Annotated in this window: 19 protein-coding genes; 4 read left to right on the forward strand and 15 right to left on the reverse strand. The window is 41.0% G+C overall.

The genetic code is table 11. The features are described from left to right. Positions 1–191: 191 nt before the first annotated feature. Together ACULLG_RS11665 and ACULLG_RS11670 are read left to right on the forward strand one after the other, a co-directional pair. Complete coding sequence (locus ACULLG_RS11665) at positions 192–1,211, forward strand: sensor histidine kinase (protein ID WP_452126969.1); 1,020 nt, start codon at positions 192–194, stop codon at positions 1,209–1,211. Further along, complete coding sequence (locus ACULLG_RS11670; RefSeq protein WP_452126970.1) at positions 1,204–1,905, forward strand: LytR/AlgR family response regulator transcription factor; 702 nt, start codon at positions 1,204–1,206, stop codon at positions 1,903–1,905. The genes ACULLG_RS11665 and ACULLG_RS11670 overlap by 8 nt, the downstream gene beginning before the upstream one ends. A gap of 56 nt (positions 1,906–1,961) precedes the next feature. Here the strand turns inward: ACULLG_RS11670 and ACULLG_RS11675 are convergent, their stop codons facing one another. From ACULLG_RS11675 to ACULLG_RS11715, 9 genes are all read right to left on the reverse strand, one after another. Next, positions 1,962–3,470, reverse strand: a complete 1,509-nt coding sequence (locus tag ACULLG_RS11675) for a PQQ-dependent sugar dehydrogenase (RefSeq protein WP_452126971.1) — start codon at positions 3,468–3,470, stop codon at positions 1,962–1,964. Positions 3,471–3,575: 105 nt separating this feature from the next. Then, the gene (locus tag ACULLG_RS11680) at positions 3,576–4,664 is read right to left on the reverse strand and encodes an amidohydrolase family protein (protein ID WP_452126972.1); all 1,089 of its coding nucleotides are present in this window, start codon (positions 4,662–4,664) and stop codon (positions 3,576–3,578) included. Between the two features lie 128 nt (positions 4,665–4,792). Next, on the reverse strand, positions 4,793–7,096 hold the full coding sequence (locus tag ACULLG_RS11685) for a DUF5916 domain-containing protein (RefSeq protein ID WP_452126973.1): 2,304 nt from the start codon (positions 7,094–7,096) through the stop codon (positions 4,793–4,795). Between the two features lie 110 nt (positions 7,097–7,206). Continuing rightward, positions 7,207–8,655 (reverse strand): hypothetical protein, encoded by a 1,449-nt coding sequence (locus ACULLG_RS11690; RefSeq protein ID WP_452126974.1) that lies wholly within the window; start codon positions 8,653–8,655, stop codon positions 7,207–7,209. Positions 8,656–8,929: 274 nt separating this feature from the next. Continuing rightward, complete coding sequence (locus tag ACULLG_RS11695; protein WP_452126975.1) at positions 8,930–9,841, reverse strand: phospholipase A; 912 nt, start codon at positions 9,839–9,841, stop codon at positions 8,930–8,932. A gap of 30 nt (positions 9,842–9,871) precedes the next feature. Further along, the gene (locus ACULLG_RS11700; protein ID WP_452126976.1) at positions 9,872–11,983 is read right to left on the reverse strand and encodes an adenylate/guanylate cyclase domain-containing protein; all 2,112 of its coding nucleotides are present in this window, start codon (positions 11,981–11,983) and stop codon (positions 9,872–9,874) included. An 87-nt stretch (positions 11,984–12,070) separates the two neighbouring features. Beyond that, positions 12,071–13,123: a helix-turn-helix domain-containing protein gene (locus ACULLG_RS11705; RefSeq protein WP_452126977.1), complete on the reverse strand. Its 1,053-nt coding sequence runs from the start codon at positions 13,121–13,123 to the stop codon at positions 12,071–12,073. 22 nt (positions 13,124–13,145) lie between these two features. Next, positions 13,146–14,249 carry a type 1 glutamine amidotransferase domain-containing protein gene (locus ACULLG_RS11710; RefSeq protein WP_452126978.1) on the reverse strand — a complete coding sequence of 368 codons (1,104 nt, stop codon included), beginning with the start codon at positions 14,247–14,249 and terminating at the stop codon, positions 13,146–13,148. Positions 14,250–14,406: 157 nt separating this feature from the next. Continuing rightward, positions 14,407–16,509 (reverse strand): elongation factor G, encoded by a 2,103-nt coding sequence (locus ACULLG_RS11715; RefSeq protein WP_452126979.1) that lies wholly within the window; start codon positions 16,507–16,509, stop codon positions 14,407–14,409. Between the two features lie 317 nt (positions 16,510–16,826). On the opposite strand from ACULLG_RS11715, the gene ACULLG_RS11720 reads away from it, so the two are divergent. Together ACULLG_RS11720 and ACULLG_RS11725 are read left to right on the forward strand one after the other, a co-directional pair. Beyond that, complete coding sequence (locus ACULLG_RS11720) at positions 16,827–18,248, forward strand: metallophosphoesterase family protein (RefSeq protein WP_452126980.1); 1,422 nt, start codon at positions 16,827–16,829, stop codon at positions 18,246–18,248. 68 nt (positions 18,249–18,316) lie between these two features. After that, the gene (locus tag ACULLG_RS11725; RefSeq protein ID WP_452126981.1) at positions 18,317–18,937 is read left to right on the forward strand and encodes a JAB domain-containing protein; all 621 of its coding nucleotides are present in this window, start codon (positions 18,317–18,319) and stop codon (positions 18,935–18,937) included. Positions 18,938–18,941: 4 nt separating this feature from the next. Here ACULLG_RS11725 and ACULLG_RS11730 read toward each other — a convergent pair whose 3' ends face one another. The 6 genes from ACULLG_RS11730 to ACULLG_RS11755 form a co-directional block, all read right to left on the reverse strand. Beyond that, complete coding sequence (locus ACULLG_RS11730) at positions 18,942–19,826, reverse strand: DUF5677 domain-containing protein (RefSeq protein ID WP_452126982.1); 885 nt, start codon at positions 19,824–19,826, stop codon at positions 18,942–18,944. Between the two features lie 117 nt (positions 19,827–19,943). After that, positions 19,944–20,279: a hypothetical protein gene (locus ACULLG_RS11735; protein WP_452126983.1), complete on the reverse strand. Its 336-nt coding sequence runs from the start codon at positions 20,277–20,279 to the stop codon at positions 19,944–19,946. A 581-nt stretch (positions 20,280–20,860) separates the two neighbouring features. Continuing rightward, positions 20,861–21,796, reverse strand: coding sequence for a ketopantoate reductase family protein (locus ACULLG_RS11740; RefSeq protein WP_452126984.1), 936 nt, complete (start codon positions 21,794–21,796; stop codon positions 20,861–20,863). A 10-nt stretch (positions 21,797–21,806) separates the two neighbouring features. Then, positions 21,807–22,175, reverse strand: a complete 369-nt coding sequence (locus ACULLG_RS11745; RefSeq protein ID WP_452126985.1) for a DUF7009 family protein — start codon at positions 22,173–22,175, stop codon at positions 21,807–21,809. A gap of 154 nt (positions 22,176–22,329) precedes the next feature. After that, a complete protein-coding gene (dsrP, locus tag ACULLG_RS11750) occupies positions 22,330–23,574 on the reverse strand; it encodes a sulfate reduction electron transfer complex DsrMKJOP subunit DsrP (RefSeq protein WP_452126986.1) in 1,245 nt (414 codons plus the stop codon). Between the two features lie 175 nt (positions 23,575–23,749). Continuing rightward, complete coding sequence (locus ACULLG_RS11755; protein WP_452126987.1) at positions 23,750–24,904, reverse strand: 4Fe-4S dicluster domain-containing protein; 1,155 nt, start codon at positions 24,902–24,904, stop codon at positions 23,750–23,752. Position 24,905: the final 1 nt, after the last annotated feature.

Below are 24,905 nucleotides of genomic sequence, written 5' to 3' on the forward strand. Positions count from 1 at the left end.
ATTCACCTTTAGCATCCAACTAAATGGCGTCTAAAATTATGTCTTAGTTCGTGTCGGATTTTTAGAATTGTATCAACGGATCAATTAAATGATGAAATGATTTCATCATAGATATGCTGCATTTATACAGAAATTATGAAACCTTGAATTTCAACGCAGTATCTTTATTCCGTTTTTAAACCCCCTCGGGAATGCTGATGAAAAAATCTTTACGCAATACCCTGCTCATTAATATAGGTGCCTTTGTATTGGTGCTCATGCTTGAGCTATTAGGTGGTTGGATGCTCGTAGATAAATATGATACGCTTTATTCCTTTTATTTATGGGGGCTTAGTTTTACTATCAGTATTATGACAGTTATATGGATAAATCATTTTATTCTTATCCCATATTTTTTTGATAAGAAAAAATATTTTTTATACGTATTCCTACTTATTGGAGCCATATTTCTTGGAGTCAGTATAAAAATATATCCGAAGTTTAGTTGGATAGGTATTACTAAAATGTCTTCTTTTCTTATTTACACTACAGGTACTGGAATGGCCGCTTTCTTTTTAAGGAGAAGTGTACTCATGCAAAGACAAAAGGAAGAAAAAGAAAAATTGCAAAAAGACATGGAGCTCAACTATTTGAAAGAACAGGTAAATCCGCATTTTTTATTTAATGCATTGAACAGTATTTATGCATTGTCGAGACAACGATCCTCGGAAACTCCTGATGTTGTCATGCAGCTTTCAGATTTAGTGAGGTACCAATTGGAGAGTTCTAAAAAAGACACTGTACTACTAAAAGAAGAGCTTGAGTTTATAGAAAATTATTTACTGCTTGAAGAAAAAAGGTTAAGTAAACGTTGTACGATTGAGTTTTCGATAGATGGCGATGTATTGGGATTGAAGATCCCTCCCATGTTGCTTATTCCATTTGTGGAAAACGCGGTCAAACATGGTGCCCATAGCACGAATGAACAGAGTGAAATCACTGTTGTTGCCGCCATTAAAAGTGCCGTCTTTCATTTTCAGATTACCAATTCCAAACCCAGCAACTATACTACATTGGACAGAAAAGGCTTGGGTCTTGAAAACGTCAGAAGGCGTTTAAACCTGTTATATCCCAATTCCCATACATTGGAAATCAAGGATACGGAAAAAGCATATTATGTAAATTTATCCATTGATTTAAAACAGACCCAGGAGTACACCACGAATGATTAAAATTGGTATCATAGACGACGAAATACTGGCACGTAAAGTGTTGGAGGAGTACTGTTCCAAAATCAACAATTTTCAATTGGTGTTGAGCACAGGCAATCCACTTGAGTTTATCAATTTCGTACAGCAAAACGAGGTCGACCTTATCTTTCTTGATATAGAAATGCCAGAACTCAACGGCATGGAAATCTTGCGATCTATGATCAAACCACCTAAAGTTATTTTAACCACGGCCTATTCTGAGTATGCTTTGGAAAGTTATAATTATGGGGTTGTAGATTATTTATTAAAACCCATAAAAATCGAACGTTTTTTAAAGGCCATAAATAAGGTGGAGTCTTCTAAAATAGAGGAGTTCAAAAAAAATAGCTCCAATGAAGAACTGCAAATAAAACATGATGGTGTTCTGGTAAATATCCCACTTAAATCCATACAGTACATCCAGAGTTTTGGAAACTATTTAAAGATCTTTACGGATTCAAGAATGTACCTGATCACGGAAACACTTATCAATATCACTATGTTGTTATCTGATAATTTTCATCGTACCCATAAATCGTACATCGCCAATTTGGACAGGGTTACAAAGGCAACCAGGACCTATTTATTGATTGAAAACAATAAGGTTCCCATCAGCGCTATGTATAAGATTGTTGTCTTGGAAAAACTGGAAGGTTCCTGCAAAATTGTAAAATAGTTAGATTCCAATCCTACACTTGCTCGTTTGATTTAATTTACTACTCATTTGGAGCGCTATTGCTCCGGCACAAGGCGGATAAGTCTGCCAGGACCCTCTACTGCAATGTAAAGATAACCGTCAGTTCCCATTTGTGCATCACGTACCCTACCTATACCATCCAATAGCGTTTCATGGCTAACAACTTCGTTGCCATTCATTTGTAAACGATGAAGGTATTCGAACTTAAGGGAAGCGACAAAGAGGTCATTTTTCCAATTGCCATAAAAATCGCAAGATACAAATGTCATTCCACAAGGAGCTATGGAAGGCGTCCAATAATGTACGGGCTGTTCCATGCCAGCCAATTCGGTGAGGTCGGTAAATGTGGTGCCATCATAATTGATGCCGTATGAAATCACGGGCCAACCGTTGTTGTCTCCAGCTTCCAAAAGATTGATTTCGTCTCCACCTTGGGGTCCATGCTCGCCCTCCCAGATTGCTCCAGTCTCTGGATGCAAGGTCATGCCTTGGGGATTACGTGTTCCATAGGTAAAAATTGAATTGAATGCTCCAGCTGTATTATAAAAAGGGTTATCGGTAGGAATTTGACCATCGTCATGGATACGGTGTATTTTTCCGATGGCGTTGTCCAATTCCTGAGGGTATACATCGCGATATCCACGATCCCCCACGGAAACATATAGGTACCCACTGTTGTCGAATACCAATCTTGAACCGTAGTGGTGGGAACTATTGAGATACGGAAGCGCCGTAAATATGTTCTCCACATCAACCAAGCTGTTTCCCTGCAGCCTAGCTCTTGCAACTGCTGTGGTACGCTGGGATCCATTATCTGGATTGGCACGGGAATAGGATAGATAAACATATGCGTTGTTTTCAAAATCCGGATGTATGAGCACATCCAACAATCCACCTTGCCCTTGCGAAACAACATCTGGAACTCCCGTAATTTCCGTTAATTGTTTATCGGTACTCACCGAATACAGTCCTCCCCCACGTTCGGTCACCAAAATATTACCATTGGGCAATTGTTCTATCCCCCAAGGAACACCGGGAATGTCGTCGGTCATGGTTTCCAACCGGAAGGTTAAATCGTCCGATGTGATCAAACCGGACAAATCGGGATTGTCCTCCTCTAACATCGCTTTTGTTTTTCCGTCGATCTCGGTAAGAATATAGTTGGTCAGGTCCTCGATTTGTTGTGCGGTTAGGGTTGAACCATAGGCTGGCATGCCATTGCCCGAATACCCATCAGATATGGATGCTATGACATTTTCTGCGGAATTTCCATAAGTCCAATCGCGTTCAACAAAAGAGGCCAAATCTTGCCCATGGCAGCCACCACATTGATTTCTGTACGTAAGGGCCACATTTCCTGGATCAACAATTTCATCGTCCGGGTCATTTCCTACTTCGGGCGAATCGGGGTCCTGTGAATTGTTGCAACCAAAAAGTATAAACATGAAAGACAGTACCACAAATTGGGTTGTTTTCAACCCTTGACAGGCATACTTGAATTTGAATGTAATTTCAGAAAACGGATTGCAGGTGATTGGGGCCATAACACTTTGTACATCAACGTTATATAAATATAACGACGTTTGCTGAAATAAAGTATGGGGTTGGGATATTTGATAATAAAGTAAACAAGTGTAATTAAAAGGCTATTATTGGAGTTTCAATAAATTTGCGATATTTTGATAATAGACTTTTTGCAAAACTGCTTTTGAAAGACCTAGGCCCACCGTTTTTTGATTTCGTATTTCCAATGAATCCCTACTACTCAAATACCTCCATTTCTGACTGTAGGCCTCATGGAGTTCGTTGCGCTCTTTTTGAAAGGCATCGGCGCTAAATAAATCTTGGGAGCTGTTGTTGCCGTAGTCTGTTCCGAACATGATTCTATCTTGATATTTTTCAAAAAAGGTTCGAACTTTTTTTGAATCTTGACCTGCTAAATCACCAAATCTTGCCGCTGGCTCGACATAAATATTCTCAAATTTGTCCAAGCGTTCCGCAATCATATCAACGTCATGTGACATACTGCCCATATGGGCACACAATATCTTTAGATCGGGGTTTTTGGAGATCCAGTTATCCCTCGCTGAAATAATTGTCTCATAGTTTGGAATTTCAGGATGCTGAAAGGCATGATACTGAGGGTTTTGAGTATAATAGCCATAGTGGGGATTGTTGGGGTCGTCCAAGGGACGCCATGCTTGAACAGGTTCACCTATATGGGCCATAACGGGTATTCCCTTTTCCTTCAGAAAATCCCAAATAGGTTGTAACCGCTCATCATCTATCTGAATGAAAATTCCATTGGCATCTTTGGTTACCATACCGAAATTCTTCCAAACCTTGACCATTTTGGCGCCTTGCTTTATTTCCTCAGTAAGACGCGCAATCTCCTTTTTTGCAAAATCAGGGTCACTTATTCCGACTCCGATCAGTGAGGAACATAGCCAGAATAATTCTGGTCTGGCTTGGGACAATTCAGTGTACTCTTGCCAACTTCTTCTAATGCCAGTTGAGTCTTCGATAGCTACATCGACCAATATCCCCTTCATGTTCCATTCTTTAAAAAAATCTTGCAGATAATCACGATCGTATTTATAATGAGCGTGGACATCTATTTTTTGTATTGATTTCTCATCAAGGTTTACGGCTTCTTCTTTCTGATGATTATTGCTCGACTTTTCCTTACAGGAAACAATAAACATCATGGCTATCAATAAATAGACATAATTTTTCATTGGATTGGTTTTTGTATGTGCATTCAGCTTAATCCCTATTCAAAACATTGGATGACAAAGGATATCGGTGGTAGGCTTTAGCCTGCTATAATTTAGCTCATTTTTTAATACGAGTAAAATGAACGTTCCTACCAATTAAACCAATGTGTAAATTTCAAGGTAAGGGACCAACTTTTCCCCACATTGGGATCCAATAATTGCGTATTTGTGTAGACGAGGAACAGGTCGGAAGCCGGTTTGTACCTCCATTGAAATCTGGAATTTAGATTAAAATTCTTCGACTGTTCATTGTACTGGAATAATGTGGCAAAGAACAACTTATTGGTAAACGTTATATCCACCTCCGAACCTATAAGCCAAAATTCAGTATCGTTCCAGGGCGCTGGCAGGCTTATATGGTTATAACTCAGATTGGTATTTAAACTTACATAAGGCTGAAAGCGATATCCCAGTTCTCCACCTAGATTAATACGTTTACCATCCAAATAATAACCTCCAAAACGGCCAGCTACCGTATAGGTAAACATGCTTTGTGGTTTTGATCCGTAATCAAAACGCAAGGCATTCCAACGATGTTTGGTTCCGATGGCCAAAGAATCCTTGCCGGATCGGGTAGGGTCAAAAGGAGCCAGTAATTCCACATATTCATTGATAAGTCCTATTTCAAAACTGCTACGATTTCGGAAACTAAACAGATATTCCAGTTCGTTCAGGTTATCAGTTCGTTCCAATTTTTGATTGAAAAAATAGCTGCTGTTCAATTTTGGCCCATGACTCAACACCTTGCCTTCCATATTCTTTGGAAAAAAAGTATGTCCCAAAAAGGAATTTATATTTATGTAGTCTTTGCGCGGCACAAAACCGACTTCGGCCGTATAATTTTCCGCCACCGATTGTTCCTGTATCCCCCAGTTCCATTTACGGCTTTTGTACTCTAGGTGGCCAGCTTGGGTAATCCCGTTGCCATCAATTCTGCTTGGTGTAAACGATTTTAAAATGAAGGCCTTACCTGTCCATAAATTATTGGAGGATGCCAAATTATATTCCACTCCCAAATTACGATTGAATCTGGGAAATTGTGTACGCAGTGAATCGGCTTCATGTGGATAGCGCAGTGATTCCTTGTCCACAAACATCAAACCAATACTAGATCGACTAAATACTTTACGCTGAAGGGATAAAACCGCAAAATTTTGGCTAGGCCGACCTATATCTTCAACCTTTGCAGTCTGCATATCCATAACGCCCAAGCGCCATTTCTCATTCAAGTTCCCACTTAGCCTCGCTCCTGCCCTTATGGGGACGCCCAAACCAATTCTTCTGGAAAAAAATGGTCGAATTGTTGGATACCCAAAATTGGCAAACAAATCCGCATTTTCAAGGAAAAATTGTCGCCTTTCAGGAAAGAACAGTTCAAATCGGTCCAAATTGGTTACTTGACGGTCCACTTCAACTTGTGAAAAATCAGGATTGACCGTCAAGTCTAAATTAAGCGAAGAACTTAGGCTGACCTTTACATCTCCCCCAATCCTTTTGTCAAAATCATCTTCCCCATCTAAATCTTGAACAACCTCTCCTAAAACATATGGAATCACCGAAATGTTTGTTCTGGGTGCTGGCGGGGGCTGATCCCACACCAGTACTCCGGTATACGCCAAAGAAGCTGTGGGAAATTGCCTTGGTATTGGGGTCCAACTAGATTTTTCGCTGGATTTTAGATCCAACCTGCTAAAGTTGATGCCCCATTCGGTTACACCATCTTCATATCGAATGGATTTAAAGGGAATGGCCATTTCCACCACCCATTTGTCGGGATCTTGCTTTACTTTCGACACCCATTTGGTATCCCAATTTAAATCGACCCTTCCTCCTCCAAACATGGTGCCATCCCATTGTGCCCCAGCAGCATTAGATCCAAAAGAAAACCCGGTTGTTTGATTGTTAAATGGATCTATGAAGAGCAAAAAGTTGTCGTTCTTTCCAAAGGAAAAGTCCCGACGTAGCGACTCTACATAATACCTACTGGGCATACTGTTAAAAAAAATAGCCGCCAAGTAAATGTTATTATCGTCATAGGTCATTCGAATCTCAGAAGTCTCATTGGCCTTTCCGGTATCCATTGGTAAAACCATAAAGAAATCTTTCGCCACATCGGCTTCTTGCCAGGCTTTCTCGTCCACTATCCCATCAATAACCAGTGGTTGTGTCGTTTTTTGAATGTGATATCGAAAGTTTTCATTCTTTTTTTGGGCATTGCCTATAAAAACATCAAGTCCTAAAATAAAAATTAGGACAACAATTTTTAGCGGTTGGTAAAAGGTATTGTTGAATTTCATGGCTAACTGCTGATGAAAATAGAGCTTTGACCATGTAAACTGCCCACTTTTTATCCGAACGACATTGTTCTGCTCATAAAGAACAGAATTGCCCATCACGAACATTGGTGCTTTCTGGTTACAACTGAACCAATCCTCAAATTTGTGATAAATGGCTCTCCTTGTTCCAAGAACAGGAAGAGCCTGTAGTAAATTTTCAAAAGTTTTTATTGAATACTGGCCGTGGTCCCTGCCTTTTGTTTCATAGCCTCTTCCCACATCGGTATAGCCTTAAAGGAAGTTACCATATCATAGTCAAGACCTATTTGACCAGGCCCACCATCCATGGGAGTTTTTCCATCATTGCTCTGAAACCATTTCATCCAGTCCTGAGATCCTGGGTCGTAAATCTCAAGTGTATCCCCTATTTGTTTTGGTGGAAACGGGGCAGGCAACAAGAATGACTTACTTTTATATTGTGCACTACTATGGCACCCAAGGCAACCCACAGTTGCCACTGCATCATATTTTACCTTGGTGGTTGTAATGGCCGGTGCAATTACAGCTCCGTCATTTGGTCCTGACAAGCGTCCATCCCATCCCAAGGTACTCCTGGCATAATCGGGAGTGTCCATATTGATCCAATTTTGAGACAGGTTGGAGTTGACGGTAACAGGAGGAATCAAAGCAGATTCACTCAAGTTTATTACGTCAGGATTATCTCCCCAGGTGGCCCCAAGCGGAACCATCTTGTCCCAAGCATCATTTCCTGTGGCATTCTTATCATACACCAAGGTACTGAATACCCAACCTGTTTGCGGAGCAGCTTCGCTGTCTTTTACAATAATATCAAACTGCATAAGATATAGATCCATCATCTTTGGTTCCCCTCCAGAGCGGCTTCCAGTAGCAGGATCAACATCAGTATAAACCGTCCATGTAGCAGCGCCTTCCATTGGGGGCCATTGTTCACCGGATGCAGTTACAAATGCAAATTTTACAATCACACTTCCTTCAATGTATTGTGCTGCATCAACATCGGAAAGGTTTGGATTCTCCGCACCATACAGATCAGCACCCCAAATTCTATTGAGCGTCACGGCCGAAGTGGCATCATATAAGGTATACACAAAAGTGGTAAGATTGACATCTTGTTCCGCCAGCGTTCCCGCATTAAATTCTGAACCTACGTACATTCCGTGAATTGGCTCCCGTTGTGTTCCCAGCCATATGGATTGCCACCAGGGCATAGTTTTATCGTCCCAATTATTGTAATCAAATATCAGTTTGTGCATATCTCCCGAAACATATTCCTTCAATGCGTTTACATAGTCCAATGAATTGTCTTGGGTTATTGGTCCATTATTGGTGACCTTTTTCCATGGATAATCAACTGGAGGTGGGGCCTCTACGGGATAATCATGTTTGAGGTCAAAAGAAGGTCCAGTATAACCTTCGGGTAAGGTGAGATATGAATTTGCAAAGGGATCTATTTCATTTACATAGGTATGTTGGTTTATTCCTCTTTTACCAACCAAGGCGACGGTTTTAATTTCATCTTTTTCTTCTTGGACTTTGTCCACTTGTTTGTCTGCCTTGGGTTTACAGCTAAAAACCAAGCAAGACAACACTATTAGAATTAATGATTTTGATTTTGTACTAATCGTAGTTTTCATGATTTCTGTTTTTAAGGTTGGTTATATGCCTAAATTGCACAAATACTATAATTACCTGCGCTGGTTAGCTTACTTATAATTGGGGAAACAAAACTGTGAGGGGTTCAGCAAGATACTGATTATCAAAGCAAAAGAATTGCATCAAAACCTTAAAAATTCCGGGGGTTTTACCCATTGCGGATGGGTTATTTCGATTTTGATGAAAAAAATAGAGGCCGAAGAAATTTCGGTGTCGAAAGAAACAAGAGTTTGAAATGGGAAGCAGTTCCTTAAGTTAACGCCAGCGAATCAAAGAAAAACCGATTCCAACTGTCGTCTGTTTGTGATTATAGTCAATAAGATTTTCACCATAACCATGAAACACTTGGGCATGTAAGTGTAAATAATCCAAAATACGAATTGCATAATCCAAGCGTAGGCTGCCCATACTGTCATCCCCTCCTTTTAGTGAATGCCTTAGGGCCAGGCTAATGTTGTGCCGGTTTTTGGAATAGGCTGTGAGCAATTCTGCACGGCCCACATAGTTTTCAATATTTGGGTTATTGTCTTCTATTTCATCTTCCTGAATTCGTATCCATGGATTTAAGACAATACTCCAATCTTTGGTTTCCCAGCCTGCCTGAAAGGTAACACGGTTCCAACTCCTTGAAAGTGGATTTGATCGCCCATTGCTTTGATGATTGAACCCCATGCCAAAATATACCCCGTCCAATCCAAGGAACTTATAATTTACAGGTAAAACAATAAGTGCTTCCGGTTCGTAATTGGTTTCCCTGAAAGGTCTTGAAATTAAAGCGTTATAAAATTGCCATTTGGATAATTGGGTATAGGCCACCCACAGATCCACTTTTTGTTTCTTGTTTTTAAACAAACGTACCATTCGGGTTTTAAAGCTCAACTGAAAGGTGAGCTCGGCATTAATGAATTCCGAAGGTGTTGTAACAACGTTCAAGGGATTGTCACTCTGAGGTGAATTGTTTATGTTATCGGTATAGTTTAGACCCAGCACATATACAGGTTTGTAAGGAAGTACCCTAAATGTTTTGGCACTGTCATTTTCAATCAGCCATCGGTCCCTCAAACTTGAGCCATCCAATGAAATCAGGGACTGCTGCCCATACAAATAACCACAGGGCAGCATTGCCAGTAAAACAACAAAAAGTTTTTGCTTAATAGTTTGACGCATAAATCCAAAAATTCACTTGTTTATCTTTGATTATTCAGGCCATTCCATTTTATTATAAATGGCCATATAACGAGGGTCTTTTACTTTTCTAAAAGGCTGCAACTGGTATTCCGTTTTAAACCAACAAGTCTCTACCTCCATACGATCATGGGACCTCTGTAGCCACTCAAAGGCCGTATTGTCATCCCCTATATACAAATAATACATGGCCAAAAACCATGCAGGCGACCCAGCGGTGCCATTATCATATTGATGCATTAACATGTCCAGTCGCTCCTGTATTTTTGTCGGTTCAGCACCATCATAGGTCATCTCCACAGCATCATAATACAGATGTACGGCAGCCTTGTCCAAGAAGTTTGTATTAAGAATGTTGTTCATATTTTTAAAAGTGTCCATATTGCCCATGTTCAAATGTACCATGGCCACATCCCGCATATAAAATTGGTCATTTTTGAACTTGACATCATAACGCTTCATAAGGCTGTCTGCCTTTTTTACTTGACCTGATAAAAAATGTGCCCTAATCAGCTGTGCAAAACCATTACCGACCTCCGGAAAGCGTTTGACATATTTTTCGGCATAACTGATGCTCTCATCAAATCTCCCCATTATATTACAATAAACGGTATAAAAAGCACCATCTGGAAAAGAAGGTAAAATGGCCACCAACGATAAATGCTCATTTACATACCCAAAGTTTTGCTCAAAGAAAAATTTAGTGATCAATAAAAATTGGGAAGCTTCCAAATTGGGCTTTAATTCTATTGAACGTTGCAGATTTTCCTTGGCCTTGGTAGCAGCAAGCTCCTGATTAAAAACACCCCAAATGATTCCACCCATGGCATAAATCCTGCCAAGTCCCATATATGCTTCGGCAAACTCAGGGTCAAGCTGAACAGCCTTTTCATATAAGGGTATGGCCTGATAGAAGGATTCCTTGTCCATTTTGTCAGTAAAGGCATTTGCCTTGAGCACTAATTCATACGCCTGTTTATTTTCGGTGATCACTTCATTGTTCTGAACATAGGCCGTCTGCTTAACATCTTCATTTAACTTTGAAACGATCTCGTTGCCAATCATTCGTTGTATTTCAGTTTTATAATTCGCTCCAGAAATATGTAGGTATCGCCGCGACCAGATATATTTTTGTTTTAAGGGATCCACCAAGCGCATATCCAAGCTGTACAAACTGTCGGAATGGTGCAGGGCACCCTCCAAAATGTAGCGTACCTCCAATGCATTCGCCAAATCCTTTAAAGCTCCTCCTCTATCCAGAAAATCATTGACCAAGGAATTGGGCACCACCTTTCCGAGCTCCGCTGTGTTGGACAACTGCTGCAAAAGCTCCCCGGTCAAAGATTCGGTCAAAACATCGTTCTGGTCCATGCCCGATAAGTTCTGAATGGGCAAAATGGCAATGGAACTTGAAAGGGTTGAGCTTTCCTGCGCTTCTTTAGCACCGGAATTGGAGTTTTTATAGGTAAACAGCAAACCTGCTGTTACCACGGCTATCAAAAAAATAAATCCTGCCAACCTTAGGAGCTTACCTTTTCTGTTGGTGTTTGAAGTGCCATCATTTAAAGCAGCTTCCTCTTCGGAGTTACCTTGGGAATCCTCATCGACTACTTCGGGGACATGGATAGCATCATCCACCAGGGCAAAAACAGGAACGGCATCCTTCACGTTTTTAAATTGGAATACCTTAAGGTATTTGGTTTCGATTTTCTTGTGGCTTCGCAACTGGTCGTTCACATGACCAGAGAAAAACACAGCCCCAGGTTCGGCGACGGATTCAATTCGGGAAGCAATGTTCACCGCATCGCCAATGATATCATTCTCCATAAAAACAATATCGCCTACATGAATTCCCATCCGTACGGGTATCACAGGATCTTCGAGAAAAGCCTTCTGTAATTCCAAAGCGCATTCCACCGCATCAACACAGCTGTCAAAAACGGTCAAGGTACCATCACCAAAGTATTGAATGATCTTCCCCCGATGGCTTTTGGTGCATGTTTCAAAAATGTCGCGATGGCGATTTCGAAGTTTGATAGCATTTTCTTCATCGTCTTGCATCATAGCGGTATAACCTTGCATGTCGGTAAACATAATGGCCGCTAATTTGCGATGCTTGGTCATAGGTTGATACGGTTTGCAACCCTAAAATAAGGAAATGACACCACAAAATGGTTTGCACCAATCTAATTCACCAAAAAATGAAGCCGTCTATTTATTTTTCTTTCGATATGAAGATGGGGTCATACCCTCAAATTTTTTAAAGGCACTGTTGAATGAAGATAAACTGCTAAAACCAGAATCAAAAGCTATGGCTGATATGGTGTACTTGTCATTTTCATCATCCAATAGCATTTTTTTGGCCTCTTGAACCCTATGGTAATTTACAAAATCGTTAAAATTCCGCTTGGCATATTGATTAATTACCTCAGAAACCTTTTGAGTGCTTTTCCCCATCAACTTACTAACACTGGAAAGGGACACATCAGGTTCAAGACCCAACTTATCTTCCACAATCAGTTTAGAAATTTCGTTGAAGAATGCCATATCATCATTCTTTTTGAACGTATTGCCATCAACATCGGTTACTTTTAATTGAAATGCCTTAAAGCTCAAAAAGTAGACAACAATTGAATACATTATAGGCCCAATGATGTACGGAACAGTATCTTCAATAATGTTCAGGAAGTAGGAAATCCAGATGAGAATAAAACCAATTACCACAAGTTTCAACCAAGCCAAAATTGTTTTTTGGGATTTGGTCCTTGATGCCTCAGGATAGTTTTGCCTTACCATTTTAACTGCCCTGGCCGCGAGAAAAATATAAAAGGCAAAATGGAGGTAAATAAAAATCAGGACGCTCCCAAAGACCATAATAACTTCCCTGCTATTGGTCTCGAACCAGCTTTTCGTCACAAAAAGGCTGGCCGCAAAAAGCAGGGCAAAGGGAACCATTTCCAGAAAATAAAAACGAGGTAGTTTATATTCAACCGTGGTCATCCCGGCAATATACCATCTTAGCAAGGGGCCAATCAAAAGCATAAAGCCCAATCCGATAAAAATAAAGGCCGGCTCCAGATCATTGCCAAAATTCAACAGTACCGACTTCCCAATTCTGAAGGCCATAAACAACAGAATCAATGCCAACAAGTAGTTGTGAAGTGTTTTTTTCTTCTTGGCAAAAGCGAGATAAATAGCAAATGCCGTACCATGTAAAAGGCCGGCACTGCTAACAATAATAAGTAGTATCTCTGAAAGCCCCAAGCGGTTGTTTTATCAAATTTACCTATATTTTTTCGCTTTTGGATTCGCATTTTTTGGCAAACGAAACCAAACCTATTAGTTTGGGAAAGTCACCCAGCTCACCCTTCATTACAGCCATTATGCCATGTTTTGCCAATAATATTCTGTCCATCGCTTTCTTTTCTTTTTGCAGAGTCTCAATCATTTGCTTGGCCTGTTTCTTGCCATGTTTCTCGTAGGCCAACAATACTTTCATGGCATTTTCCTCGCCTGTCAATTCCCGGTGCTTTGGTGTGTAGCCCATTTGTTTGATCATACCTTCGGCCATACTCCATGTTGACCAGGGATTTTGTCCGGTTATCAGATTATTATCATGGCTGAGATTATCCAAATACATAGGGCCCTCATTAAAATTGGCACCTTGTTCCACCATCTTATCCTGTAAAAGAAAAGGGAATATTGTTTTTGCATCGGAAATCAAGAGCAATTCCTCTTTGTTGGTAAATCCACTGACGGTTTTGTTTTTCAAAAGTGGGTGTCCATTGTCCAAAGTTACATTGACCAAAGCTGAAGGCCCATGGCAAACCGCACCAATGACTTTGTTGGTCTGGTAATAGTTTTTCACCAAGGATTGAATGGCCTCATTATCAGGAAAATCGAACATGGCCCCTTTTCCCCCCGCAAAAAACACAGCTTCATAATCTTCCGCAACAACATCTTTCATGGGAATGGTGTGGCTCGTCTTATACTGAGCTATCGAATCATTTAAAAATGCATGATCAAAAGCGCCCATGTCTTCATCGTCAATAACCACTGGCGGCTCCCCTCCCAATGGGCTTGCAATATCCACTTCAAAACCATTGGCCTTAAACACGTAATAGGCCCGCGCCAGTTCGGTAAGTTCATAACCTGTGGTTTTATCACTGTTTCCCATGATATCCGTACTTGTTACCACAGCAAGTATCTTTCCCCTTTGGGGAACTATATTTTCCGATATGTAGGGAAGGTCTTTTACTTGGGTCAGCTCCAAGCATTTATCAAATGGTGGTATCAAACTTTTGAACCAAAACCAAAAGCACACCACAAAAACAATAACACTGACAATAAAAAGGGATGTCCATTTCAGCACCCGATATTTTTTAAACATGATTTTTTATTTAAAGTTGGGGCTAAATAAGGGCTGGAAACCGACAAAAGCTGTCGAAATGATAATTCCGTCAGAATAAAAAATCACAAAGGAATCAAAAAAGTACCATTAACCTTTGAAGAAGGTTTATTAGATAATTTTTATATGCTGACTACGCCTAGGTCCTAACCAAATTCTGCTGAATATTATCAGGAACTACCTCGAAAGAAGAAAACACGGAATTGAATGTGGCCTTTCCCTGGGTCAGCGAACGCAGGTTGGTGGAATACCCATACAGCTCTACCTCTGGGGTATTGCATTTGAGGATTTGATAGCGATCCGCATTGTCTATCCCAAGGATGACTGACCTTCTGGACTGTAAATCGGTCATTACACTGCCCACCATTTCTTCGGGCACTTTTACCGTTAATTCCCTAATCGGTTCCAGCAATTTGGGTTTGGCATTCAAAAATGCAGCCTTAAAAGCGTGGGCACCGGCAATTTTAAAAGCGATGTCATTGGAATCTACGGAATGCATCCTGCCGTCGTAGACCATGACTCGTACATCCCGAATATATGAACCTGTGAGTGGGCCCGATTCCATCACCTCTAAAATCCCTTTTCTAATGGAGGGCAAATATCTAAGGTCTATCACCCCTCCCACAATGCAGTTATAGAAAAGTAGTTTACCGCCCCAGGGAAGTGATACCTCTTCCTTTCCCCTAATATTGAACCCTTCGGGTTCAGGCATGCCTTCAAACCAAGGCTCTATTTTTAGGTGCACTTGGGCAAATTGCCCAGCCCCACCCGATTGTTTTTTATGACGGTAATTGGCCGTTGAAGAACGTTTTATGGTCTCCCTGTATGCAATCTTTGGTTGTTCAAATTCCGCTTTTACCCCATAGCCATTTTCAAGTATCCATCCTATGGTTGCCAAGTGCAGCTCACCCTGACAGCCCAAAATCTGTTGCTTTAATTCTTTGGAATAGCTAACCACCACCGTGGGATCTTGACTATGGAGTTTCTTTAAAGCATCACTCAGTTTTTCTTCATCGGCCTGCTTTAACGCCACTACAGATTTACGGGTTCTGGGTTCTGGATAAATTATGGGCCTTATGGTCAACTTATGCCCTTGTTCGTACAAAGTGTCGTTGGTCTCTGTATGCTTCAGTTTCAATGTGGCACCAATATCACCGACCATCAGTTTTGAAACGGGTTCCCGTTTTTTTCCATCCATAATAAAAAGCTGGTGCAGGATTTCGGTCTCTCCAGTTCTGGAATTCACCAGTTTATCATTGGCATTGACCTCACCAGATTTTACTTTAAAGAATGTCAGCTGCCCAAGGTTGGGCATGTGTACGGTCTTAAAGACAAACAAGGCCGTTGGAGCCTCTTTGGTGCGCAAAACAGTTTTGTCTTCCACGCTTTGCTCAGGTTTTAAATCTGCGGCGGCGGGAGCCACATTGTCAATGAAGCCCATTAACCTACCGCTGCCCATATCTTGAAGTGCTGATACGCAGAAAACGGGAAAAAGTTCATGGTTCAGCATCCCAGCTTTGATTCCCTGGCGCATTTCGTCCTCGCTCAGTGTTCCTTTTTCAAAGAATAGTTCCATTAAATCCTCATCGTTCTCTGCCGCTTTTTCCACCAGTTCATTGTGCAATTGGTCGGCCAGCTCTTTTTGATCTTCCGGTATGGACAATTTTTCAGGTTTTCCGCCTTGCGGAGGAAATTTATAGAGTTTCATTTTCAACACATCCAAAATGCACTGCGCTCCATCAATGACCAAGGGATATTGAATCTTGACCGCATTATTGCCCACCAATTCCTTGATCTCCTTAAAACTATCCTCAAAATTGGCACTTTTATGGTCTATCTGGTTTACGACAAACAAGGTGGGTTTATTGTAATGATCAATATGGTTCCAGATGATCTGTGTACCAATCTCCACCCCGTGACGGGCATTTACAACGGTAACAATGGTATCCGCCACCCTGATGGAAGAAAGTATCTCACCAATAAAATCATCCAGGCCCGGAGTGTCTATAATGTTGATCTTATAATTGCGCCATTCGGTATGCAAAGGGGTAGCAAAAACAGAAGCACCTCTCTGGTGCTCTATTTCATGATAATCCGATACCGTATTTTTACCTTCCACCGTGCCTCGCCTATTGATCAGGCCGGCCTCAAAAAGCATGGTCTCGGCCAAGGTGGTCTTACCGCTGTTGTGGGCACCCACAAAAACAATGTTCTTTATGTGTTTGTCATCGTATATCTTCATAACCCTAAGTGTTTAGTGTATAAAAATCCCAATTTCTTTATTCTTAAAACATGACATTTAGCACCTCTTTACCTGAAATAAAAAGCGCTGTTGGCATAAAGAGGAGTGCTGGAAAATTTGGGTTTATTGGATTCATTATCAATATAATAAATATCTGAACAGCATACAATACAAGATCTAGGGCCAAAGCCTTAAGAAAGTATTTTGGTTAAAATTCAGTAGAAATCGGAATATAATATAATTTCTTTTCTTACAATTTGATAAGATAATTCGTAATTATTGTTAACTTACTGACAATTAACTTCTAACAACACTTTATGTCCAGCGTTACTGAATTATCCGACCAACTCACCAAAGATCTTTTAAGCATAGATCAAACGGCTCCAATTGTTAATAATCCGCTCCAATCCGATTGGATCTTTCTCAAAGAAAGTGAGATTCGATTTATCGACTTTATGAAAGACAAGCCATTACCTTCAGATGGTAATCTTGAATATGGCCCCGCACTCTATCTATTACATCAATTTCCCAAGTGGGTTGTGGACATTCTAAAATGGATGGGAATGCCCAATACCGACATCCATAAAACAGATTGGGACATTTGGATGAAAAACGTAACCAATGGTCCCGGTGTGGTAGCTCCTGATGGCACACTGTATCTGGAAACACTGTACGCACAATTGGATTATCGTTGGACCGAGGCGTTGGTATATTACCTGTATTATAGATGGGACAGAAAAGCGGATGCAACATTTGGCACAACTCCCGTGACCACCAAGATTACGGGTCAAGACCAACTTACCATTGCCATTATGGGAGATTGGGGTACGGGAATCTATAATGATCAAGGATTTCCATCGCCCTCTTCTTTGGTGGGCAATGCCATTAAAAATCTACCCCCTGAAGAGAAAGCGGACATAACCCTCCACCTTGGCGATGTTTATTACGCAGGCCTGGGCAAAGAAGAAATGAACAAGCTTCTAAAACATTTCCCCAGAAGCAAAAAGGCAAATTTCACGCTTAACTCCAACCATGAAATGTATGACGGTGCCAACGGATATTTTGACATGGCATTAGCTAATCCCTTGTTCCTAAAAGAGCAGAACAATACCAGTTATTTTGCCATTACCTTTGGTAATTGGGTCATTTTAGGGTTGGATACCGCTTATTATGATAGCAGCAAACTGTATATGGACGGAGCTTTGTACGATACCCATCAAATAAACTTCATCAAAAGTTTGAACATTGCTGCTTCGCAAAAAATTATTTTAATGACACACCATACGGGTATGACCGCCGATGGGAAAGACCTTACCCCACCAACCTACGATGGCACCAGCATTAAAAAACCTTTGTTCACCCAGGTCATCAATGCCCTGGGGCGTGCTCCGGATTACTGGTACTATGGCCATATTCATAATGGTATTGTGTATAGCGACCAGTCTGTGTCGGGTAAATATAGATGTCCGTCGGGTGAAAGTCCCAAACTGCGTTGTGTTGGCCACGGCGCCATACCTTTTGGTAAAGGAACATCATTGCATACCGGTGGCAAGACCAATCCGGAGATAGACTATTTTTCCCAAACACCCATGCCCAATAGCACTCCCCCAACCAAATTGTTGGAGTTTAGGGTGCTCAACGGTTTTGCAACCATAACACTTGGCTCTAACGATATCAAGGAACAATTTTATGAAGTTTCGGCCATAACCGGCACTTCCAAAGTATGGAACAATGGGTAGTGGATAATTTTAGGATACTTCTTTTGGGCCTGCCCCACCCTGTTCCCCACAAATTGTATATTTGAAATATGAACGTCCGTCTTACCAAAGAACAGAAAATTAAGATCTTAAATTCTGTTGATATCTACTTTGTAATGCAGCAGATATTGCTGCGCGAAAACAAGATCCGCCGCAACCAAGAACATTTTTGGGTGGTGGGGCTCGATACCAAGAACAAAGTTCTTTTTATAGAGTTGATTGGCCTTGGTGCGGTAAACCGGGTAAATGCCGACCCGCCCGATGTGTTCCGTATGGCCATTTACAAACTGGCCGTAAAGCTGATCTTGGTGCACAACCACCCCAGTGGCTCCGTGGATGCCTCTAAAGGGGACCTTGAGTTTACCGACCGTATGCTAAAGGTGGGCAAGTTGATCAATATTAAAGTGGTGGACCACCTGATCATTACCGAGGACAGTTATACCAGCTTTGCCGACGCTGGCATTATGGACGAACTACGCAACTCTGGCCTGTTTGAGATCATGGGCCCCGAAAAAAAGGAGCTGGAACAATGGAAGATCGATACCGAACGAAAAAGGGCAGAAAAACAAAAGGCCAAGGATATTGCTAAGAAAATGAAAGCGGATGGTGTTGATGCTGAAACGATTAAAAAATATACGGGGTTGAGTGAGGCAGCGGTGGGGAAGTTGTAGGTTTTTATTGTTTGATTCCGAATTTATTCCAAAACTCAATCACGAATCTCAAGGTCTCATCAATTTCCAGATATTTATTTTTTGCAAACTCATATTTATCAATAAAAGATATTAAGGCAACACAGTTTATGACTCGAATATTATTTAAGGTTGTGACGGTGGTCTCAATGTTAAACGAATCGTATTTACTCATTTTTCCCTCATTTAACTGAATCATTGCAATAAATTCTGAATGCGCATAATTTGAATATAATTTAAAGACTCTATCAAATAGATCAGTTTTTAAAACGCTTTGCTTTATAAGAGATGACCAACTCATTAACCTTGGTAAGCCGAATTTATCTAACTTCCACAAATCTTGCTTTTTAAGGTTTGAATAAAATGGGCTGGTTTTAATTGTCGCTTTTAAATCTTCTATTTCGGATTTTTCTCTTTCTAATTTGGAAATGAATTTCTCATTTTTTGTTATGCCAAAATCTTGCCTTGACATAAAACCTGATATTCTCCAAAGGTTGTATCTAAATATTTGCTCATCTCTAGTTAAATCGTTAAAATACAGATATTCTAAAGTCAAAAAAGCTTCAATAACCGACCTTGTCAAAATATACAGAGATGATCTATCAATAATTGCCGGTCGGTCATCTCGATTTAAAATACCAAATTCAATTCCTTTTGATAATTCTAGGATACTTCTTGATGTAAATATTATTTTGATTAAAAGTGTTTCTTGATAAACCTCTCCTGTGTCCAACTTTGGGCTTGAATCATATAACGATTGAACAACAAATGCATTTGCTTGCAAAATGTTTTCAAGACTCGGAATAAGTGAAGAAATATTTAGACTGTTAGCTTCACTTAAAAGAATTTTTATTTTTTCTTTTTCATCCATATCCTCATTTTGCAAATTGGAGCCTCAACACTAAAGTGTTGTGCTTCGGCCCACCGACGCCTGTACTTCGGTATTTGCTTTTTTGGCGGTAACATCAGAATGTAGCGAGCCAAGCCTTTAATTACCATTTATGCTAAATACCGCCTTGCTTTTATGAAAAAGGGAATGAGATTGATACCATATAGCATCAACTTCCACAACATCTCCTTTTGCATCCAATGCATCTATTTTAAAATAATGCTTGCGGTAAGCAAAAAATGTAAAAAGGTATTCGCCCTTTTCAAAATTGGGGTTCCACCTCTTCTTGACCCGTTCATGGCTACTATAAGTCAAGTTTTTAGCGTCCAAAAACTTATGGATTCGCTCCGTTGGCAATTTTGAGTTGCCCAAAACGGTCCAATAAATTAGAGCGATACTACCCCCTATAAACAACAAGCTGATAATCGATTCCATTAAATTTCAAATTCGGTTAAAAGGCTTGCATTGTTTGGTCCAAAATACTTCATGATATGTTTATCAAAATTCCTTTTACTCGTTTGCCTCAAAAACAAGAATGGTTCTCTAAGTAAGTAAAAACAATAGTTATTGCAACACCAGGGATCAGAGATATTGCCATAGAATAAAACGCGTAATAGTTTATCCTTTTTATGTCTCCCTTATTTTTTACCCACATTCCATCCGTCAATCTACCGTGCCAAACGGCATAGGGTTCTTCATGGAAAATCATTCTAAATGTATTGGTTATTAGTTTGGATGAGAGCAAGGTTATTAGTGAGGAAAAAGACAAGAGGCCCAAATTGTATTTACAAAAATATGTCCAGCCTATCAATTCAATTACTATTCCACTGCATCCAACAATCAATGATAGCAGTAAATAGGTTTTAAATATCTTTTTACGCTTTAAATCTTCGGTAAATGCTATAATCAACAGAGCGAAACACAAGTACAGAATAACTACTATGTAAAAATAAGATTCGGAAAGCGTCATTTAATACTAATATACTTAAAGAATCAATACCAAAATTTCGTATGCTTTAAGAATTACGCTTTTGGATCTCCGCAAACAATTGTTGATAGGTTGGAGCATCAACATTAAAGTGTTGTGCCGTGGTGACCACATAACCTACCAAAGCCTGTATTTCAGTATTGGCTTTTTTGGCGGTAACATCAGAATGTAGTGAAGAGGTTGCTGCAGGGGGCAGACTTTCCAATTTGGCCAATACCTGTTCGGCCATATTGCTGGAGATAATAATGCCCTTTTGCTTTGCAATCTGGGCCACTTCATTGACCAGGGCAATCACGGTGTTTCGTTTGTCGGTGTCGGCAACTATGGGGCCTACAGGCTCGTCAAAATAGGTGGTCGCCGTGGCAGTCACGGAGATAAAGACAAACTTTTCCCAGATTACCTTTTCAATCTGTGGGGTCAGGGTTACTTCTACCCCAGCCTCTTGGAACAGCTTTTCCAAGACCTCCAACCGGGGATCGGAAATGCCTTCCACCCCAAAAAACAGTTTTTTAATGTTGCCAAAGTTCTCCACCACCCCCGGTCGAGATAGTCGTGCAATAATGTACACACAACCATCGCACACCAAGTTGTTCGGCAATAGTTTTTGGATACGTTCCCTACAGTCCACCCCATTGAGCAGGGGTAAAATCACGGTTTGCGGGCCAATACAAGGCGAAAGCTGCTGTATGGTCTGCTCCAGATCATAACTTTTGGTGCTAACTATAATATAGTTAACCTCACCAATTTGGTGTGCATCGTCCGTAGCCAACTTAGGAATGGCTACAAACTGCTCATCGCCTTCAATAACCTGTAATCCTGATTTTTGTATTTGCTCCAAATGTGCCCCACGGGCCAAAAAATGGACTTCCACAGCTTTGCTGTCCTCAAATTGTTTGGCGAGCAGGCCTCCAAAGAAGCCCCCCACCCCTCCTATTCCGGCAATCAATATTTTTGTTGTGGCCATTGCTCGGCTTTTAGCAAACTGCTTTTGGATTTGGATAATTGTCCGATTGATCTTCGTTGGTCTCATCCATACAGACAAAATCCTTTTCCACTAGCAAAAACAGGGTGTTTCCATTGTTCAAGGTCACCGTATGCTCAAAACCTACCTGATTGTTTACGTTCCAACCTTTGCAGACCGCTTCGGGCACGATCAACGTAATGGTATTATCCACAAATTCGGCATCCATATGGGTTTTGGTCTCCGATATTTTTAAGGCATAGATAAAGGTTCGGCCGTTGAACTCGGTGGTTTCGGCAAAATGACCTGTATCGCAAAAAGTTTCCACCTCACTTTTAGTAAGTCGATATCGGACGGAATTCCCTTTGATTCTTATTTTCATCTGTTATTTTTTTGTTTCTTATTAGGTCTCGCTAGCTCCTTCGAGAACACTTCGACAGTCCTTCGACAAGCTCAGGATGACATTGCTCAGTGTGACATTTCTCAGGATGACAGCTCGACCTGACATTTTATTCAACATTTCAACTTAACCATAATTAAGCTGTTTCTGATTCCAGTACTTTCTTTTTCTTATATCGCAACTTGCCCAGTTCTATACCGATGGAGGTTTTTGCCAACATGGTAAACACAAAGGCACCCATGGCCCAGATACCCAAAGTTACCCAGATTTCAATCCAGGTGGGGGTGTATTCGGCTATTTTTCCGTAGGGTCCGGGAATAAAGCCGGGAACGATCAAGCCGAATCCTTTTTCTATCCAAATGGCCACAAACAGAATAAAGCAACAGAAATACAAGACCTTAAAGTTATTGCGAAGTTTATGGAATGTCAATAAAACGGTTGCTAAAATATTCAAGGGGATGGCTGTCCATATCCAAGGCAGCAATGCTGTCTTTCCTTCCAATCCAAAAAACAGGTAATAGGCACTTTCGCTATGGTGCGTAGGGGCATAAAACTCTTTAAAGAGTTCCGAAACGAGCATGATCAGATTGATCTGCGCCGCTACGGTTACGATCATCGCTATTTTGCTGATGGTCTTATTTTCTATTTTGAATTCTGAAAACTTTCGGATGGCTGCCAATACCAGAATGATCAATGCAGGACCGGCGGCAAAGGCCGATGCCAAAAATCGAGGTCCCAAAAGTGCATTGTTCCAAAACGGACGTGCCTGAAGTCCTTCGTACAAAAAAGCAGTAACCAAATGGATGCCCACGGCCCAAAGCACGGACAAAATGGAACCGGGAATATATATTTTGGATTTTGCCTCTTTTCCTTGATAATGCCGAAAGAGAATGTACAATGGAATGGTGATATTGATAAAGAGGTAACCATTTAGCACGATAACGTCCCAAGCAAGCATGGAGTTGGGGAAATTAAAGACCCCTATTCCCGGAATCATATGCCACAATACCGAAGGGCCTCCCATATCGGCCACCACAAAGGCGAGACACATAACAAGGGCGGCTACGGCCAATCCTTCCCCAATCAAGACCGCTTGTTTAAAATCAATGTCCTTTAGGACATAGGTGGGCATCACCAGCATTACGGCCGCGGCGGCAACCCCGACCAAAAAGGTAAAATTGGAAATATAAAGTCCCCAGCTTACACGATCGGTCATTCCGGTTACGCTCAGGCCTTCATCCAACTGAATGGAATAGCAATACATGCCAATAAGCATGATCACGGTTAAAAATATCATCCAAATATGGTAGGTTTTGGACCCATGGGTAATGTAATCCAAACTGTCCTTCACCATATGTCGAAATGCCCTAAATGTTCCCATTCATATTGTTTTTTCATTAAAGGGTGAAACCCTGCAAGTTTTTATTTGTCATTTCGAAAGAGCGATCCCGATACTTATCGGGTGAGCGACGAGAAATCTAATCAATCATGAGATTCCTCCTCGTACCTCATTCGGAATGACGCCTTTCATCCATATATTACTCCGCACATCATTTTTAATCCATAAAATACCAGAACTTGGGTTCGGTTCCCAAGTCTTCTTTTAAGCGAAATACCTGTTTGTTCTCCAATACCCATCTGATTGTGCTATCGGGGTCCAATAAGTTGCCAAAGATTCTGGCCCCGGTGGGACAGGCCTCAACACAAGCAGGGTCTTTCCCCGATCTGGAACGCTGTACACAAAAGGTGCATTTTTCCATCACCCCTTTTTTGCGCAATCTATTCCCCAGATAATGTTGGTTTTTATTGATTTCATCTTCGGGTACTTCGGGTTTGCTCCAATTAAAGCGTCTACCATCGTAAGGGCAGGCCGCCATACAATAGCGACACCCAATGCACCAATCATAATCGATTACCACCAAGCCGTCTTCCTCTCGCCATGTGGCTTCAACTGGGCACACTTCTACACAGGGTGGATTGTCGCAATGAAAACACTGCGTGCCCATATAAAAATGTCCTTCTGCTGGTACTTCGTGGTAATAATTGTCATCCGCTTCGTTAAATTTAAAGCCTTCCCCATCTTTCATCTCATGAATGCGGATATATTGCATCTGCGAATTGCGGTCTTGGTTATTTTCCTCTACACAGGCACTTACGCAATCCATATACCCTTGGCATTTTGAAATATTGAAGGCATAACCGAAGAGCACATCTTTTGACGCATCCGTAGCCGTCATTTTGATGTTTTCTTTTTTCCGCAATTGATATGATCGTACCAAGCGATCTACGGTAGCTTGCTTTTCATCCTGGGTCATCAGTTTGTAGTTACCCTTAAACTGTTCTTCCCAATCCAATTGTGCTTTTTCCTTCGCTTCTTCACCAGCGGTGACGCTACAGGATGTATGCACAGCTCCAGCACCTACCATCAAACTTGCGGTCAGTTTTCGAAAGGCCGTCCTTCTATCCATTTTTACATCGAACACCTGTTGAAAACCATCTTTACGGGTCTGCCCAACCATGGTTTCTTGGGTAAGCTCTTGCTCTACGGCAGCATCAAATTCCGCTGAAGAAATCGTGTGCTCAGTTTTTGGAGGTTCCGCAGCATGGGAACCACAACCTCCATTTGTTTTGCCGCAACCGCAGCTACCGGCCACAGCTTGTTTTTTGTTGAGGCCCAGATCCAATTGAAACCATTTCTTTTTGTCTCCCATG

Source organism: Flagellimonas sp. 2504JD1-5, assembly GCF_053618295.1.

Bases quoted from the DNA above. Each gene is read 5' to 3' on its own strand.
- ACULLG_RS11665 (WP_452126969.1), top strand. From the start codon at position 192: ATGCTGATGAAAAAATCTTTACGCAATACCCTGCTCATTAATATAGGT.
- ACULLG_RS11670 (WP_452126970.1), top strand. From the start codon at position 1,204: ATGATTAAAATTGGTATCATAGACGACGAAATACTGGCACGTAAAGTG.
- ACULLG_RS11675 (WP_452126971.1), bottom strand. From the start codon at position 3,470: ATGGCCCCAATCACCTGCAATCCGTTTTCTGAAATTACATTCAAATTC.
- ACULLG_RS11680 (WP_452126972.1), bottom strand. From the start codon at position 4,664: ATGAAAAATTATGTCTATTTATTGATAGCCATGATGTTTATTGTTTCC.
- ACULLG_RS11685 (WP_452126973.1), bottom strand. From the start codon at position 7,096: ATGGGCAATTCTGTTCTTTATGAGCAGAACAATGTCGTTCGGATAAAA.
- ACULLG_RS11690 (WP_452126974.1), bottom strand. From the start codon at position 8,655: ATGAAAACTACGATTAGTACAAAATCAAAATCATTAATTCTAATAGTG.
- ACULLG_RS11695 (WP_452126975.1), bottom strand. From the start codon at position 9,841: ATGCGTCAAACTATTAAGCAAAAACTTTTTGTTGTTTTACTGGCAATG.
- ACULLG_RS11700 (WP_452126976.1), bottom strand. From the start codon at position 11,983: ATGACCAAGCATCGCAAATTAGCGGCCATTATGTTTACCGACATGCAA.
- ACULLG_RS11710 (WP_452126978.1), bottom strand. From the start codon at position 14,249: ATGTTTAAAAAATATCGGGTGCTGAAATGGACATCCCTTTTTATTGTC.
- ACULLG_RS11715 (WP_452126979.1), bottom strand. From the start codon at position 16,509: ATGAAGATATACGATGACAAACACATAAAGAACATTGTTTTTGTGGGT.
- ACULLG_RS11720 (WP_452126980.1), top strand. From the start codon at position 16,827: ATGTCCAGCGTTACTGAATTATCCGACCAACTCACCAAAGATCTTTTA.
- ACULLG_RS11725 (WP_452126981.1), top strand. From the start codon at position 18,317: ATGAACGTCCGTCTTACCAAAGAACAGAAAATTAAGATCTTAAATTCT.
- ACULLG_RS11730 (WP_452126982.1), bottom strand. From the start codon at position 19,826: ATGGATGAAAAAGAAAAAATAAAAATTCTTTTAAGTGAAGCTAACAGT.
- ACULLG_RS11735 (WP_452126983.1), bottom strand. From the start codon at position 20,279: ATGGAATCGATTATCAGCTTGTTGTTTATAGGGGGTAGTATCGCTCTA.
- ACULLG_RS11740 (WP_452126984.1), bottom strand. From the start codon at position 21,796: ATGGCCACAACAAAAATATTGATTGCCGGAATAGGAGGGGTGGGGGGC.
- ACULLG_RS11745 (WP_452126985.1), bottom strand. From the start codon at position 22,175: ATGAAAATAAGAATCAAAGGGAATTCCGTCCGATATCGACTTACTAAA.
- dsrP (WP_452126986.1), bottom strand. From the start codon at position 23,574: ATGGGAACATTTAGGGCATTTCGACATATGGTGAAGGACAGTTTGGAT.
- ACULLG_RS11755 (WP_452126987.1), bottom strand. From the start codon at position 24,904: ATGGGAGACAAAAAGAAATGGTTTCAATTGGATCTGGGCCTCAACAAA.